Origin of the sequence: Sabulibacter ruber, from assembly GCF_017355955.1 — a bacterium.
GTDB lineage: Bacteria > Bacteroidota > Bacteroidia > Cytophagales > Hymenobacteraceae > Nibribacter > Nibribacter ruber_A.
The window spans coordinates 1133132-1150068 of sequence record NZ_JAFFID010000001.1 but is presented as its reverse complement, the minus strand read 5'-3'; the positions used below and the strand labels follow the sequence as shown (position 1 = coordinate 1150068).

9 protein-coding genes are annotated in these 16937 nt (G+C 41.8%); all 9 read left to right on the top strand.

The genetic code is table 11. The features are described from left to right. Nucleotides 1-2: 2 nt before the first annotated feature. The 9 genes from JT719_RS04810 to JT719_RS04770 all read left to right on the top strand — a co-directional run bounded on the left by JT719_RS04810 (nt 3) and on the right by JT719_RS04770 (nt 16786). Nucleotides 3-1484 (top strand): type I restriction-modification system subunit M, encoded by a 1482-nt coding sequence (locus JT719_RS04810; protein ID WP_207431358.1) that lies wholly within the window; start codon nt 3-5, stop codon nt 1482-1484. Next, nucleotides 1484-2782 (top strand): hypothetical protein, encoded by a 1299-nt coding sequence (locus JT719_RS04805; protein WP_207431357.1) that lies wholly within the window; start codon nt 1484-1486, stop codon nt 2780-2782. Before JT719_RS04810 ends, JT719_RS04805 begins: the two co-directional genes overlap by 1 nt. Further along, nucleotides 2782-4245 (top strand): type I restriction-modification system subunit M, encoded by a 1464-nt coding sequence (locus tag JT719_RS04800; protein ID WP_207431356.1) that lies wholly within the window; start codon nt 2782-2784, stop codon nt 4243-4245. The genes JT719_RS04805 and JT719_RS04800 overlap by 1 nt, the downstream gene beginning before the upstream one ends. Continuing rightward, on the top strand, nt 4238-5422 hold the full coding sequence (locus tag JT719_RS04795; RefSeq protein WP_207431355.1) for a restriction endonuclease subunit S: 1185 nt from the start codon (nt 4238-4240) through the stop codon (nt 5420-5422). Before JT719_RS04800 ends, JT719_RS04795 begins: the two co-directional genes overlap by 8 nt. Before the next feature lie 2 nt (nt 5423-5424). Continuing rightward, nucleotides 5425-8391, top strand: coding sequence for a type I restriction endonuclease subunit R (locus JT719_RS04790; RefSeq protein ID WP_207431354.1), 2967 nt, complete (start codon nt 5425-5427; stop codon nt 8389-8391). Nucleotides 8392-8402: 11 nt separating this feature from the next. Further along, nucleotides 8403-9356: an HNH endonuclease gene (locus JT719_RS04785; protein ID WP_207431353.1), complete on the top strand. Its 954-nt coding sequence runs from the start codon at nt 8403-8405 to the stop codon at nt 9354-9356. A gap of 94 nt (nt 9357-9450) precedes the next feature. Next, nucleotides 9451-11043: a hypothetical protein gene (locus tag JT719_RS04780; protein WP_207431352.1), complete on the top strand. Its 1593-nt coding sequence runs from the start codon at nt 9451-9453 to the stop codon at nt 11041-11043. Between the two features lies 1 nt (nt 11044). Continuing rightward, entirely contained in the window at nt 11045-13915 is a 2871-nt protein-coding gene (locus JT719_RS04775) for a phospholipase D-like domain-containing protein (protein ID WP_207431351.1), read from the top strand. 615 nt (nt 13916-14530) lie between these two features. Continuing rightward, nucleotides 14531-16786 (top strand): VapE domain-containing protein, encoded by a 2256-nt coding sequence (locus JT719_RS04770; RefSeq protein ID WP_207431350.1) that lies wholly within the window; start codon nt 14531-14533, stop codon nt 16784-16786. Nucleotides 16787-16937: the final 151 nt, after the last annotated feature.

Genomic DNA, 16937 nt, shown 5'->3' with positions numbered 1-16937 from the left:
TAATGGCCCAAAACAAACTTACCCTCTCCCAACTCGAACAATACTTATCCCGAGCGGCCTGGATCCTGAAGGGGCCAGTTGATGCCTCAGACTTTAAGGTCTATATTTTCCCTTTATTATTTTTCAAACGCCTCTCTGACGTGTATGATGAAGAATACCAGCAAGCCTTGGAAGAGTCAGGAGGGGATGAGGAATATGCGTTGCTTCCTGAATTTCACAGGTTTGTAATACCGGAAGGTTGCCATTGGAAAGATGTGCGGCAGGTAACTACCAATGTAGGGCAAGCCATTGAAAAAGCCTTTCGTAGTATTGAGCAAGCTAACCAAGAACTGCTGTATGGCATCTTTGGCGATGCCCAATGGAGTAATAAAAACAAACTCTCTGACCGACTGCTAATTGACTTGGTGGAGCATTTTTCTCAATACAACTTATCTAATTCATTGGTTGACCCGGATATTCTGGGGCAGGCGTATGAATACCTGATCAAGCATTTTGCGGATTTAACGAATAAAAAAGCGGGTGAATTCTATACGCCTCGTTCAGTAGTTCACTTGCTCGGTTTGATACTTGACCCGCACGAAGGAGAAAGCGTGTATGACCCTGCCTGCGGTACGGGTGGTATGATGCTGGAATGTGTAAACCACCTGCAGGAAAGCGGCGAAGATTACAGAACACTTACCCTTTACGGGCAAGAAAAAAATCTTACCTCTAGCTCCATTGCCCGCATGAATATGTTTCTGCATGGCATAGAAGACTTTCAGATTGTGCGGGGAGACACCTTGCGTAATCCGGCTTTCTTCTCAGCTGATGGGCTAAAAACCTTTGATTGTGTTATTGCCAACCCGCCTTTTTCTTTAGATGATTGGGGTAGCGAAAACTGGGCGGGTGACCCGTATGGCAGAAACATTGCAGGGGTGCCACCTAAAGGGAATGGCGATATGGCGTGGGTGCAGCACATGATCAAATCCATGAACAGCACAGGTCGCATGACGGTAGTTTTACCACATGGGGCTTTGTTCCGGAAAGGAGCAGAGGGAAAGATTAGAGAAGCGCTGCTGAAGCAAGATCTATTGGAAGCAGTTATTGGTTTGGGTTCTAACATCTTCTACGGCACCCAATTAGCTGCCTGTGTGATGGTGTTTCAGCAAAATAAAACTGTCGATAAAAAAGGGAAGGTACTGTTTATAGATGGTTCTGACCAGGTGCGGGTGGGCCGAGCACAAAACTTTTTGGAGCCCAAACATGTGAAACAGCTACATGACTGGTATGTAGGCTTTGAAAATGTAGAGAACTTTGTCAAAGTAGCTACTCTGGATGATATTGCCGAAAACGGTTTTAACCTCAATATTCCGCTGTATGTAGAAAAAATTATTGAGGATAATTTACCTTCTGTAGAAGAAGCATTAGCAGATTTGAAGCAGGCTTGGGAGGAGAGTCAAAAAGCAGAAGAAAAATTCAAGTCTTTATTAAGCCAATTTATTTAATGAATACCCATCTAAATATATTCCGGACTTATGCTAAGGAAAATAGACGTTATCAACTAGAAAATGATTTGACAAGGGCTTTGGCAATTTGTATGCAGGAAGACTCTTTGTTCTTTCATGAAATTCTAAAGTCAATCCTTGACCCTAAATATGTAAACGAATTTTTTAACGATCTAAGCTCTCTCAACCAGATTGAAATTAACATTCAAAAGAACAGTAGTGAAATAAATGGTTTTGAGAAAATATTTGCTGTTTCATTGAGTGAATATGTAATGCTTCCAGAGCATTTTTGGAATCAAAATTACGAAACACTATATGACCCAATATGTGATATTGTAATAAATATAAACGGGATTGTTATTATAATAGAAGCAAAACGCGACAATGTTGATTGCACTGCTCAATTATATAACCAGGTGTTCAACATTCTTAAAAAGAATGAATTAACAGAAGAATTAAAAGAAATTGTTGTCCCTGTAAATTTAAATTGGCAAAAACTAATGGAGATTGCAGTAAAGGCTTATAGTTTTGAAAAAGCCACAAATGCTCCTAATAGATTTTTGAACGACTTTATTGATTTGGTTAAGAACCATAATTTCAGATGGCTACCTGAGCCTTCAATTTTCTCTGTATCACCTGATAATACTGATGCAATCTATAGAAGAATTGAATCTGTAATCAATGAACTCAATAAAAAGGAAGAATTTAACAAATTAGATTACAATAATAGGTTAGGCTTATCTTTAAAGCAGCCTTGGGCACAAGAAATACTATTTAGTATTTCTGAAAATGGAGATTTGATAGTTGCAGTTTACCCAGGAAATACTAAATCTCAAGGTGCTTATATTTTTAATCAAGATTCAAAACCAAAAGACTTCATCTCAGTTGGCAACAAGCAATACCAAGTTTCTATTGCTTACCATGTTAAATTCACCAGCTTTCAAAGATATTTTACTGGTTTATGGTTTACTGAAAAAGACTTGATTGAAGAGCTGTACACAAAAGATAATTTTTGGAAATATTGTGGTAGGAAAAAGCGAGGAAAGGATTGGGACGAAATTTCACAGCTTTTTGATAAAACCCTTAATGCCAACTTCAATTGGAAGAAAGATTGTGAATGGGAGGCAAAAATTATAAAATCAAAAAGAAGCCAGTTTGACATGTCTTTTGGCTATGAATTAAGTACAGTTATACCATTTCAAGAATTAAGAGAAACGGATCAAAATAAATCCGATCTATCTGGACTAACTGTCCTCATTGAATCAATTTACAACGAATTTAGAACTATTTATATTTAATGACCCAACAAGAATTAGAAAAATACCTCTGGGGTGCTGCCAAAATACTGCGGGGCACCATAGATGCCGGCGATTACAAGCAATACATTTTCCCGCTGCTATTCTTAAAACGTATTTGCGATGTGTACGAAGAAGAATTTGAAAATGCCCTTGCTGAAAGCAATGGAGATATGGAATATGCATCTTTTGCAGAACACCACCACTTCCAGGTTCCACCTGATGCTCATTGGAATAAAGTACGGGAAACCACTACCAATGTGGGGATGGCGATCCAAAACGCTATGCGGGAGATTGAAAAAGCTAATCCAGAAACCCTGTATGGTATTTTTGGAGACGCTAGCTGGACGAATAAGGAACGGCTCTCTGATGCTACGCTTATAAACCTAATTGAGCATTTCTCAAAGCACAAGCTAAACCTGAGCGCTGTTGCTGATGACAAGCTGGGCAATGCTTATGAGTACCTTATTAAGGAGTTTGCTGACGATAGCGGCCATACGGCAGCTGAGTTTTACACCAACCGCACCGTGGTAAAGCTCATGACCATGATCATGGACCCGCAACCCGGCGAAAGTGTTTATGACCCAACCTGCGGTTCAGGTGGTTTGCTGCTTAACTGTGCTCTGCACCTGCGGGATGAAGGCAAAGAATACCGCACCTTAAAGCTCTACGGACAGGAAATCAATCTTATTACCTCTGCCATTGCCCGCATGAACATGTTTATGCACGGCATAGAAGAGTTTAGCATTGTGCGTGGCGATACACTGGCTAACCCGGCTTTTCTGGAGCGAGACGAGTTAAAAAAGTTTAAAGTAATTCTGGCTAATCCGCCTTACTCCATTAAAGCCTGGGACCGCAAAAGTTTTGATAATGACCCTTATAGCCGCAATATCTGGGGAACGCCACCGCAAGGATGTGCCGATTATGCTTTTCAGCAGCATATCCAGAAGAGTTTAGATGAAATGGACGGCCGCTCCATAACCTTGTGGCCGCATGGCATTTTATTTAGAGATGCAGAAGCCGATATGCGTCGGAAAATGATTAAGGAAGATCGGGTAGAATGTGTTATAGGATTGGGGCCCAATCTTTTTTACAATTCGTCAATGACTTCTTGTTTGTTGATAACAAATAATAATAAAAAGCCTGAGAGAATAGGTAAAGTATTGTTTATCCAGGCAGTAAAAGAGGTTAGAAATGAAAAGACTATTAGTTATTTAGATCCAAAGCATATTGAAAGGATCCATAATGCTTATACAGAATTTACTTCTGAAGTTGAGTTCTCGGAAGTTGTAGAAAATGAAAGAATCCTTGAAGATAATAATGCTAGACTAAGTGTAGAACTCTTTGTTAAACTAAACGAAATTGAACAGGAGTCTTTCGAGGTTTTATTAAATGAATGGGAAAATAGTTCTGAGTCGTTAGAAGCTTCTATGAATGAATTATTTAAAACTTTAGCGAATGGATAATCTGGTGTTGGAAGAAAGAATATTGAATATTGATAAAGCTGACTGGGTTATAACGAAGCTGGGTGATTTAGCAGAAGAAATTTCAATAAGAGTAGATAATCCAGCAAAGTCAGTTTATAAAAGATTTGTTGGTCTTGAACATTTTATTTCAGGAGATCTAAAAATCAAAAACTGGAGCTCAACTGAAAATATATCATCATCTGCAAAAGCCTTTAAAACTGGTGATATACTATTTGCAAGAAGAAATGCATATCTAAGAAGAGCTTCTTTGGTTGAGTTTGATGGTTGTTGTTCTGGAGACGCAATTGTTATAAGAGAAGATAATAATAAAGTAGTGCCTGGGTTTTTAGCTTTACTTATGAATTCTAATGCATTATGGGATTATGCAAATTCAAATGCTGCAGGTACTATGTCTAAACGTGTTAAATGGCGTGATTTAGCTGAATATGAATTCTTACTTCCACCCAAAAAACAGCAAGCCCAACTGGCCGACCTACTCTGGACCATGCATGACGTAATTGAGAGGGGATGTTATGTGGAAAAGAAAAAAGCCGCTCTTTACGATTCATTCTTGGATGAGGTCATAAAAGACTTAAAAGACAAATACTCTCTTAAGCAGTTAGAGTCAATAGTTGATAAAAGCAGACCAATAACTTATGGAATTCTTAAGCCAGGAACGGGTTATATTGGTGGAATTCCTGTAATTAAAGTAAGAGATTATCCCAATGGAAGTATATTAAAGGAAGGTTTGCTTCTAACAAGCCCAGAAATTGAAGCTCCATACAAAAGATCCCGGTTACAAAAAGGAGATTTGCTGTTATCAATTCGAGGAACAGTCGGCAGGATAGCTGAAGTTCCTGAGTTTTTGGATGGCGCAAATATCACGCAAGATACTGCCAGGTTAGCCATAATTGGCTCTGTTAATCACCTTTATGTAAGAACAATACTCGAATCAAAATTTATTCAAAGGCAAATAAAAATTAATACCACAGGCCTTGCGGTTCAGGGTATTAACTTAGGGGAGGTAAGAAAATTAATGCTTCCAATTCCTGATATTTCGACCCAAAATTTTGTTGCACTTAAGCTTAAATGTTTTCAAGATGCTTTTGATAAGGTAAAATCAAAAATCTCAAACTCCAAAGCCTTACAAAAAAGCCTCATCAATCAAATATTTTAATAATGGGATTTAACGAACTAAATAGCGTAGAGCATTACATCATTCACCAGCTCAGCGGCATGAACCTGAATACCGGTACTGTTTCAGAACCGTCTTCTGGCTATGGTCTGCAATGGCAGTACAAATCTGTTGAGGAGCTAAGCCGGTCGGTAAACGAAGTGCTGCTGGAGCACGAGCTCAAAAACGCATTGGTTCGTCTAAACCCAGATATAGCTGCTAAAAATGAGCTTGCCGATGAGGTAATTTATAAGCTTCGGGCTATTCTTATTTCGGTAAACCAGATCGGTCTGGTAAAAGCCAACGAAGAGTTTTTTAAATGGCTCAACGGCGATAAAACCATGCCCTTCGGCGAGAACAACCGCCATGTACCCATTCGGCTGTTAGATTTTGAAGAGCTAATTAATAATAGTTACATCATTACCAACCAATTCCGGGTGCATCACCGCGAAACTAAGATTCCGGATATCGTGCTGTTCATCAACGGTATTCCGGTAGTAGTAGGTGAAGCCAAAACTCCTATACGCCCCAGTGTAAGTTGGCTTGATGGTGCTTACGAAATACATAAGGTATATGAAGATGCTGTACCACAGCTTTTTGTACCTAACATTTTATCCTTTGCCACCGAAGGAAAAGAACTGTATTACGGCAGCATCCGCACTCCTTTAGACTTCTGGGCACCCTGGCGCTTAGAAGACGAAGATCAGAGCTTGGCTCGCCAATTAGGCTTGGGTGAGATAGGGAAAGAAATGAGTGATCTTCTACACCCCAAACGGCTGCTAGATTTCCTGCAGAATTTCTCGCTGTTCAGTACCAACAAGAAAAAGCAGCGGATGAAGATCATTCCCCGCTTCCAGCAGTATGAGGGAGCCAATAAAATTGTGGAACGGGTAAAAGAAGGTCGGGTAAAAAAAGGCTTGATTTGGCATTTTCAAGGCTCCGGTAAATCACTCTTAATGGTTTTTGCCGCCCAAAAGCTGAGGCGCATGCCCGAGCTTAAAAGCCCTACTGTTATTGTGCTGGTAGACCGCACCGACCTGGACACGCAGATATCAGGCACCTTTAACGCTGCCGACGTGCCTAATGTAGAAACCACCGACAGCATACGCGAGTTGCAAAAAATGCTGGAGCAGGACACCCGCAAGATCATCATTTCCATGATCCATAAATTCCGGGATGCCAAGCCTAACATAAATACCCGCGAGAATATTATAGTACTGGTAGATGAAGCGCACCGTACCCAAGAAGGTGATCTAGGTCGGCAAATGCGGGCTGCACTACCCAATGCTTTCCTGTTTGGCCTTACCGGAACTCCTGTCAACAAAGCAGATAAAAATACCTTTTGGGCGTTTGGCTCTGAAGAAGACGAAGGAGGCTATTTATCTCGATACACCTTCCAGGATTCTATTCGGGATGGTGCCACTTTGCCTTTACACTTTGAGCCGCGCTTGGTAGATGTGCACGTGGACAAAGAAACCATTGACAAGCTGTTCGAAACTCTCAAAGATGAAGCAGCCCTTACCGATGAAGAAGCCGATGCCCTGAACAAAAAATCGGCAAAGATGGCTGCCTTCCTAAAATCGCCGGAACGGGTAGCTAAAATTGTAGAGGATATTGCCAGTCACTATAAAGAGAAAGTAGCACCTCATGGTTTTAAAGCCATGATCGTAACTCCTGACCGGTTTGCCTGCATTCAGTACAAACAGGAACTAGACAAATACCTGCCTGCAGAAGCTAGTAAAGTCGTTATTTCCACCTCGGCCAATGACGATTTTGATTTCAAGCAAAAGTGGGCGGTAGACAAGTCACAGCAAGAGCGTATTGTAGACGAATTCAATGATCCAACTTCCGATCTACTGTTTCTTATTGTTACCGCCAAACTGCTTACCGGTTTTGATGCGCCGATTTTGCAAACCATGTACCTGGATAAATCGCTGAAAGACCATACGCTTCTACAGGCCATTTGCCGTACCAACCGCTTATTCCCACAAAAATTCTACGGTAGGGTAGTTGATTATTTTGGCGTGTTCGATGATATGGCGAAGGCTCTGGAATTTGACGAGAAATCGGTAAAACAGATCATAACCAATTTGTCTGAACTGCGTGAAAAGTTGCCTGAGGCCATCAAAGATGCGTTATCTCACTTCAATGGGGTAAATAGAAACATCACAGGTTTTGAAGGATTAGAGGCAGCCCAAAACGCCATCAAATCCGATGAGAAGAAAGATGCCTTTGCTAAAGATTACAAATACCTTAGCAAACTCTGGGAGTCGCTTTCACCTGATAATATCCTGAATCTTTATCTGTCCGATTACAAATGGCTGTCGCAGGTATTTGAGTCGGTACGTCCTGCCTCTGACAATATTGGCAAACTACTCTGGATGACTTTAGGGGCTCAGACCACCAAGCTCATTCATGAGAACATCCACGTAGGTGACGTTCACCAACTGGAAGAATTTATATTGGATGCCGACGTCATTGAAGACATTTTCAACAATCCTGACCCTAAGAATGCCAAAAAATTAGAAAAGATTCTGATCAAGCGACTTAAAAAGCACGAAGGCAATCCCAAGTTTAAGAAGCTCAGTGAAATGCTGGAAGAGCTTCGGGACCGTGCGGAAAAAGGGTTGATTACTTCTATTGAGTTTGTGAAGGAACTCTGCAAGCTTGCCAAAGAAACCGTGCAGGCCGAGAAAGAAGCTGAACAAGAAATACAGGATAAAACTCCTAAAGCAGCCCTTACCGAATTGTTCTTGGAACTAAAAACGGAACAAACTCCGGCAGTAGTTGAACGCATTGTGACCGATATAGACGCTATTGTTCGGGTAGTGAGCTTCCCTGGCTGGCAAAAGAGTGTTGCCGGTGAACGAGAGGTGCAAAAATCATTACGTCAAGCTTTATTAAAATACCAGCTTCATAAAGACCAAGTACTGTTTGATAGGGGGTATAGTTATATCAAAGAGTATTATTAAATGTTTTAAAAATGAGTAGAACATTTGAAAAGAGAAGGAAGATATTTCAAAGCTATGTTTCCCAACTTAAGCTTATGCAAGATCACTCTTTACTCCCGAATAATCTTCATTATAAGGAAGATAGCTATTTATGTCCAATCTGTTTGCGTCCTTTTACTGAAGAGGATCTTTCTGATTCTTCCCCAAATATGTTAACCTTAGAGGATGCTCCGCCAAAATCATTAGGAGGAAAGGCTAATACATTAACATGCAAGGAATGCAATAGCAAATGCGGCCATGACATTGATTTCCATCTAACAGAGCGGTTATTAGAAATTGATGTTCAGTCTTTTCTTCCTGGTACTACTGCATTAGCTAAAATTAATAACAATGGGACAGAAGTTCAAGGTGAGATAAGCGTCAACAAGGATCGTGAAATAACTATAATCCATCGAAACAAGAATAATAATCCAGAAAAACTAAAGTCATTTATATCCTCAACTAGAAAGGGTGTTCAAGTGACTGTTAACTTTAAACCTAGTAGAGTCGAAATCCATAGGTTAGAGGTTGCACTACTTAAATCAGCCTACATTTTAGCATTCGAACAATTTGGTTATGCTTTAATACTAGATGAAGCATTTGATATTGTTAGAATGCAAATATTGAATCCAGAAAATCAAATTTATCCACAAGGGTTTTGGACCAAACAGACATCCTTTGAAAAGGAGCATGAAGGGGTTCATGCTATTAACAACATAGGATTAGTAGGATTCTATGCAGTTTTTACTTTACGGACTGCAACTTCCGAAAATAGGTATGGTGTATATCTGCCAATTGCCGCAAATAAAACTAAAAATGTAATTAATCAACTAAAATTAAAAGATGCTGGCTTTTCATTTAGTTTGACAAATGTGAAAATGAATGATTACTTCAAAGAAAAGGAAAATATAAGGTTATTGAGGCAGTATATTGATAAGCGAAAGTAATTCTACATACAATAAATACTCATTTTAGATCTAATTTTCCTTTAAAATTCAAATCAATATAAATTATTAAATTGATTTGATCAGTTTAATAATCATGACTAAAGTAATAGATAAGAATGAAGCCCGGCTTCCCTTTTTTGGCGACCGGTTATCGTTTGTTCCAGGCCTTGATCCGTTAGGCTTGCAAAACCCATCTGCATATGCCTATTCCACTTTATTGCCTGGGTTGAACAATGTAACAGGTAGGCTTAGGAGTTACAGCTTCTATTGCTGGTTACTATCTGAGTATGCGCGTCAAATCCAAACTACGGACCCTAAAGAGCAAAAGCGCTTCATTCGCAGGGCAGAATATATTCTAGCATTGATTGCGGCTCATCAAGAAACAAATGGAGTAGCGGGCAGTAATTATGCTGCAAGGCAGTTAAAACTCGGAGAGACAAAGTTTGATATAAGTTTTGCCACCTATAACCCTGATGGCACTACAATAAATACTTACTGGCAATACAGTTTAGGCGTGTTGGGCCAGTATTATCTGGGTTCTCTCAGGCAAATTGGATTGATTGAGGAGCCCTTAGATGCTAATGGTAATTTACTAGGTATTTACAGACGCACGTCCAGCAAAGAGCTATTAGTGAGTGGCGAGGCCCTTGCGGCCGCCTTTGATGAAAATGTTACTTCAGAAAACAAAGAGTTGTTTCTGAGCTGTATAAGAAAGGGTACTATTGATTTAAAGCAGGTTGAAGAGTTATCATCAGATTTCAATCTGGCCCATATAAGATTCGGCACGGAAGAACACAGCCTGTTATTATTACTCCTGTTAGATATAGATGAGCCAGCCAACGCTGTTATAAGCCAGAAGAGTATGCGTAAAGCTACCCTTTTGCATCTGCTGCAATATGCTAATAACCATGAAAGCGGAGTAGAACAGCGTAGATTTACTTTTAATGCTTACCAATCTAAAGGAGAAGTCAACAACCAAACGGATGATTGTCTATTCGGTTGGTATTACTACCAACTTAATGAATACTGGCAGGTTGCCTGTACAGCTATTTTAAACGGGCTGTTGGATTATTTGCAAAAAGAAAAAGGTGCAGGATGGATTCTGCTGCAAGATCTGTTGCTGGAGACCTCAAATGGAATTATTGAGTTGCTGGTAGTAGATGAACTAATTGAATCTGGAGATGTGACTATTGCCGAAGCTTTAGCTATAGAACTGGATCAAGAGCAGATTCTTTATCAGGCACTAATGAAGGAGGACGGCTTGAATAGAATGGCAATAAGCTTTAATTTAATCTGGCAGCTTTACCAGCAGAATAAGCAGTACCTTGATCGTCTTGAAGAATATACTTCTTCTATAGGTATAGAAAGCAAGCATGATATTGTTTCGTTCTGCCGAAAATTTGAGAGATATGTTACATTGCCAGTACGTCAATTTTTAGAAGAATTTCTGCTCAGCAATATCATCTACAGGCATCAATATGTTGCCTATCATAAAATAGGAGGGGGCTCTCAATCAACCCAGAAGTTTATTATAGAGGATAATTACATTCGTTATATCGGCAATTTTGAGCCTGGCTATACGGGCCCCCGGTTACGCAGCCTTATTAATTTCCTTCGGGACCTGGGGCTTCTTGACGCCGAAGGCAAACTCACCGATGCTGGCCGTTTACAATTAGCTCAAAACTGAAATGGCACTACAAAGGCAGAACATACTGGATTTAATAGGAAAGAACAGGCATAAGTATTCATCGTGCATCATTACCTGCTTTAGTTTCGATTTTACTTTTTTCGAAGAATGTGTGATGACTGCCCTTCGGTTGGCAAATGTCAGGAACGTAAATGTGTTGGTGGATGGTAAATTCCTCGAGCAGTCACTCGAAATGGTTACCGGGAACGAGTTTAAAAACCATAAAACCTACAGCCTTACTCCAGTTTATGAGACTGGAGTTTTTCATCCAAAAATTATGCTTCTGACAGGACCGACCCAAGGACTATTAGTAATTGGGTCTGGTAATCTTACCTCCTCTGGATTAAGTACCAATGACGAAATTTGGGCAGCTTTTCACCTTAATTCCATTGATAGTAAAAATGCACCAGTTTTTGCGGCAGCTTGGCAATATCTGCAAGGTTACTTTCCACAGGTAAAAGGATTTAACCAGCAAAAGCTGGAGTGGATAACCCAATACTCCCCTTGGGTAAGGGAACTTGCTTTGATTGCTCCCAGCAAAACATTTATTCCGCTGGATGATGAACTGGAAGTGAAGTTTGTAGCAAACACAGCGAGTGTCTCCATTTACCAGCAGTTGATAGAGTTGCTGCCAAAAAGTAAAGTAAAGAAGCTAAGTATTGTGTCTCCTTATTTTGATGAAAAGGGGATAATCCTGGAGCAGCTAACAACTGACTTTGATATTGAGGAGATTGCATGTCTAACTGACCAGCAATTCGGAATATTGCCTACCAAGTTAAACGAAACACTTTACAACCAAGTCGCTTTTTACGATTGGAAGGATTGCCTAAAGGATTTTGATTCCAGGTATAACCGGTTACATGCCAAGCTTTTTCACTTTGAGTATGCAGATGGTTGGGAATATCTACTGATTGGTAGTCCTAATGCTACCATTCAGGCACTAGGCTCTGCAGCAAATTTTGCAGTAAACGGCGAGGCAGGTTTACTGTTGAAACGCAAAAGCAAGAATGGCTATATCAGAGAGCTTGGTATTAATACAAAGAATGTCTCTACCTTAAACGTTAAGGCAGCAGCCAAGGGAAAAACGAACCGGGGCGACCATACTCCAAGCATCAACCACGAGAACAAGATCTTGTATGCTGAAAGAAATGGGACCCGGTTAACTGTGCATTTAATAAAAACGTCAGAGGCAGTTTATGAAATACAGGTATTGAATAGTAGTAACGAAGAGGTGGAACTACACCCTTTACCAGCAGTATCAGAAGAAGCTGTGATTATCCTGCAGCAACCTGATAAGGCTTTCCGGGTATTCCTTATTTCTGACGGGGTACGGGTATCAAATTATTCTTTAATCCATAACATATCCTACCTGGTAAAAAGTACTCCGGACCCAAGTCATGATAAACTAACTCAAATAATAGAAGGCTTCCTTGCAGACCCTGAAAACAGTATATACTCTGACCTACTGAAGTACATCGATTATAGTGTGGATGAAGAGGAATTTGGCTTACCAGCTAAGCCACTTAGGGGTACTTCTGGATTCTCAGTTTCAACCGATACTACCATAGATCATACCTATTTAACGGAAGAGGAGCTTTACAGATTAAGATCAGCACAAGCAAGAGACTTGTTGTTGCTCAATACTTCCAATGTTCAGATTGCCGATATCCTGAATATTATTTCAAAGGGAATGGTCGTGCAAAGCAGTGAGGTACAGGAAAACGCAGAGCAGGCGTTATCCCAGGAAGACATTGAAATTCAGATGGGGTCAGAGCAGGAGGTAGGTCAATCGGTTATCAAAAGAGCGAGAGGAGAGGCAGAGCAAAGAGCCATTTTCAAACACCTAGATAAGATTGATAAATTCTTCAGCAATCAGCATAAAAAGTTCTTCGAAACCCGAATGCTGCAGGATGTTCCTAAGCGGCCCATTACTTTAAAAGAACTTTCCAATGTTTCGGTGATGACTGACTTGCTATATATGTTTTATGGCAAGAGTTACAATGTGTCAACCATCGAAGTAGGCCTATATTCTACTAATAAGACAAAACCTATCATTCAGGAATTAGAAAAGGAGTTCGGAATGGTGAAGACTAGTAAGATAAATAGAGACAATTTTAGCATTGTATATTTTGAAATGTTTCCTGAATACTATCTTAAATTTAAGAAGAGGGTTGCAGCTAGTGGAGCTAATCTACTGGTAAATCAAGAAGAATTTTCGCCAATCACTCGTTCCTATCCGTACTTTTTTCAGGAAGACTTAAAATCAATTCTTATTGAAACTTTTGGTTGTTTTCTGCTCTGCGCTAATTCTAAGGCTGGTTTTCATCAGTACACAAATGAAAGTCAGAATGAAAAAGTAATTTTTTACCGTGATTCTATCTTCAAGAAATGCACGTTCCTAATCCTTAATATTCGTTGGAGGGAAGATGAGTTAGTATACCGGGACTTACTACTTCTTGATCTTTTACAACTAGTTTGCCCTGATAAGTTAAGCATTAAATATACTATGGAGCTGAAAAAGGCAATTGAAGACTTATATAAAAGAAACCAATTTAAGTCAGAGCACTTTTCTGATAACCTTCAATATTGCTTCTCCAATCTTATCCCTGTTATGAAATCATGGCAAAGAATCTATAATAAGGATAGCAATAGTTTATCATCTACTCGCTCTTCTTTAGTGTCAGGAAAAATTATCTATAACCGCAATCTGGGTTTTGCAGCTTTCAAACAATCAGGAAAGGATTCTATGGTTCTGGTAAAACCATGTTTCTCTTGGGATGATTATATTGGAGAAAAAGCTTTAAAAATAGTTTATCCATTCACTAATATTATTGTGTTTGATGAACAACTGTCACTTCAAGAGTTACTATAAAACCAACCCATTTCAGTTTCTCTTGTTTAACTAAGAATAGAAGATCGGGTCGAATTTATTCAAAGCTTTTGGGTGATTTTCAATTTTCTCAGAAAAGGTCTTTTTGCAGGTGAGGCCGAGCTTGTTAAGCCACATGACTTCTTCTTCATCAGTTTGGCTATTGCATCATGACCGGCCGCTACAATGATAAGTTTACGTTAGCTCATCCCAGTTGATGATTGAGGCACGTGAGGAATCGCAGGGGTATGGTTACTGCTATGACACAGAAAATGCCTTGCAGGAAAAGGAGTGCCGCAATTGGCACTCCTTTTTTGTTGGAAGTATTTTTCTTGGATTTTAAAACTTTCTGGTAGTCCGGTTATACAATAGATGAAGCCCTTCACTGAGGCTTCGCTAAAAAAATAATATAGTTTTTATGCGGTACTACAAAGACAAAGAGTACTTCCTGGATTATCACACCATCAGGAAGGAGCTGAACATTTCAGAGGCAAAGCTTATCAGGACGATACAGACCTTGGAAATCCCTACAGTACAGTACAAGAATCAGAGGCTTGTCGCAGAATCTGATTTTATCATTATCACCGAGGCGACACGAAAAAATAATTCATATTAATAATGTTCAGCGTTTATGACAGCACAAAAACAAAGGAACCGACAAGGCAGGTAAGCCTTGCGGACGCTTACACGATGGTAAGCACAGGCACGTACCGCACCCCAGGCGACGTGGAGAACCTGATTTGGAAACTAAGGCAAGAGGCGGATAAGGCGAGGCGAAGGCAATTGAAGGAAAGCCTACCAATCTTCACCTTCTCTGCCAATTTTAATAATGAGCGGAAAGAGGGGGCACCCTACATGTACTCGCAGCTCATGTGCGTTGACATCGATAATCTGGAGCCTGGGCAGGTGACCGACCTTTATGAGAAATTCAAAGCCTGGGGCTTCACACACCTGATGTTTGTCTCGCCCAGCGGGAACGGCCTGAAAGTCGTTTTTCTGGTAAACACCGCGGAAGCGCAGCACAAGATGGTGTACAAGGCCCTGATGTACAAGATCCGGGACAAGTTCGGGCTGCCGCTGAAAAGTAAGGATTTCCCCAACGGTTTGGACACCGTCTGCCAGGACATCTCCCGGGCCTGCTATCTATCACACGACCCGCAGGCGTTTTACGACGAGTATGCCCCTGAGATGGACGCAAAGCTCCTGCTGGAGGAATACTCCATCCATCTGCAAGCCCAGGCAGGCCCTAAAAAGAGTGGCAAACCTACCTTTTCAGGGTCTTCAGCATCCACACCCATGGACACGGTCGAGTTCATCGTGTCCGAGTTGGAGGCAAGGAACATCAGCCTTTCCAACTGCCATGCGGAGAACATCGCCATCGGTTGGGCCCTGCTCAGCGTAGGGGCAGACGCGGACTACTTCCACCGGATCACCAGGCTCAACCCTGACTATGACTTCAAGCGGATGGAGGAGAGGTACAGGTACCTTGCCAAGCGCCCCACCAACAGCTATTCGCTGGGTACGCTCGTCTACATGGCAACGGCAGCCGGGGTGGAGATGCCCGAGGAAAGCCTTGTCACCGACCAGCAGTACGTGCGCAATTGGCTTACCTCACAGTTCGAGTTCAGGACAAACGAGATCAGCGGTAAAATCGAGCATAAGGCAGCGGCACGCGACGAGGCGGAGAGCACAGCCGGGTGGCAGGCGCTCAGCGATTTCAAATTAAACGAGTGGAGCTCCGACATAAAGGACATCCGGATCAAGTACCGGGATAGCGGCGGCAAGCCAAAGGGCAGGAAGCTTGCCATCTCAAAGGAAGACGTAGTAGATTTGATTCACAACCACAAGTTCTCACCCGCCGTGAATCCCGTCGTGGAGCGGTTCGGTCAGCTGCACAAGCGGTTCTCGTTCGAGGGGGATCCCCTCTCAGAGGTCAGGAAGTGGTTTAATGCTTTTGAGTACGCTAACTCGCAATTTGCGGAGTCTTTCTGGATGGACTGGTTCGGGGGTGTGGTTCAGAACTTGACCACCGCCGGGTACTACGACAAGATAATGGTGCTGTCTGGGGTCGGGGGAGTGGGCAAGACGTTCGCTATCAAGGAGAGGCTGTGCGCACCGTTCAGCGAGTACTTCACCCAATCCTTCACCTGGTCATCGAATAAAGACGACCTGGGCAAGATCACCAAATACCTCTTCATCCTCGATGACGAGCTGAACACGAGCCGCAAGGCGGATGTGGAGCAGATCAAGAACATCACCTCCATGTCCCATACCGACATCCGGGAGGCCTATGCCCGCCTCGACTCCCGCCGGCCAAGGATCGCGAACTTCGTGGCCACCACCAACAATCGGGAGTTCCTCACCGACCTAACGGGCAACAGGCGCTTTCTAGTGTTAGACGTGGTGGCGGGCAACCGGGACATCATCAATAGTATCGATTATGACCGCCTGTGGGCTGAGGTGTGGGAGTACTTCCACGAGAAGGGGAACACGAGTGCGCTTAATAGCGCCACTATAAACGGCAACAACGAGGCGTTCCGGGAGATCACGGTAGAAGAGGAGGCTGTTATAGAGTGTTTTGACTTCGCAGAGGTTGCGGGCGGCAAGTGCCTGAACGAGAACTTTGTGGTGCCCACCATCAAGGACATCATCGACTTCATCAATACTAGGACGGGCCGGAAGTTCACAGAGGACGCCAGGACATCAAAGAAAATCAAGTTGATCCTAAACAGCAGGGGCGTGATCCAGACCGGTAATACCCGTTATAACGGGAGGCAGGGGCGCTGGTGGTTCCTCAGAGCCAAAAGGCAGGACTGCGACAACATGTTTGTCTCTTCTGCAGGAGGTTTAGGTTTGGACCTCTTTGGAAATTAATTCATGGAGCCATTTGTATGAAAGGGTTAGGGAATTCCCTAGCCCTTTCTTGCCGGGGTGCTACATAACCCGTGAACTGCTACAAAGGGTGCTACAGATTGCTGCAGCGCATTGCGGCAGCAAAAAGCGCCTCTATTGGCAGCAAACATTC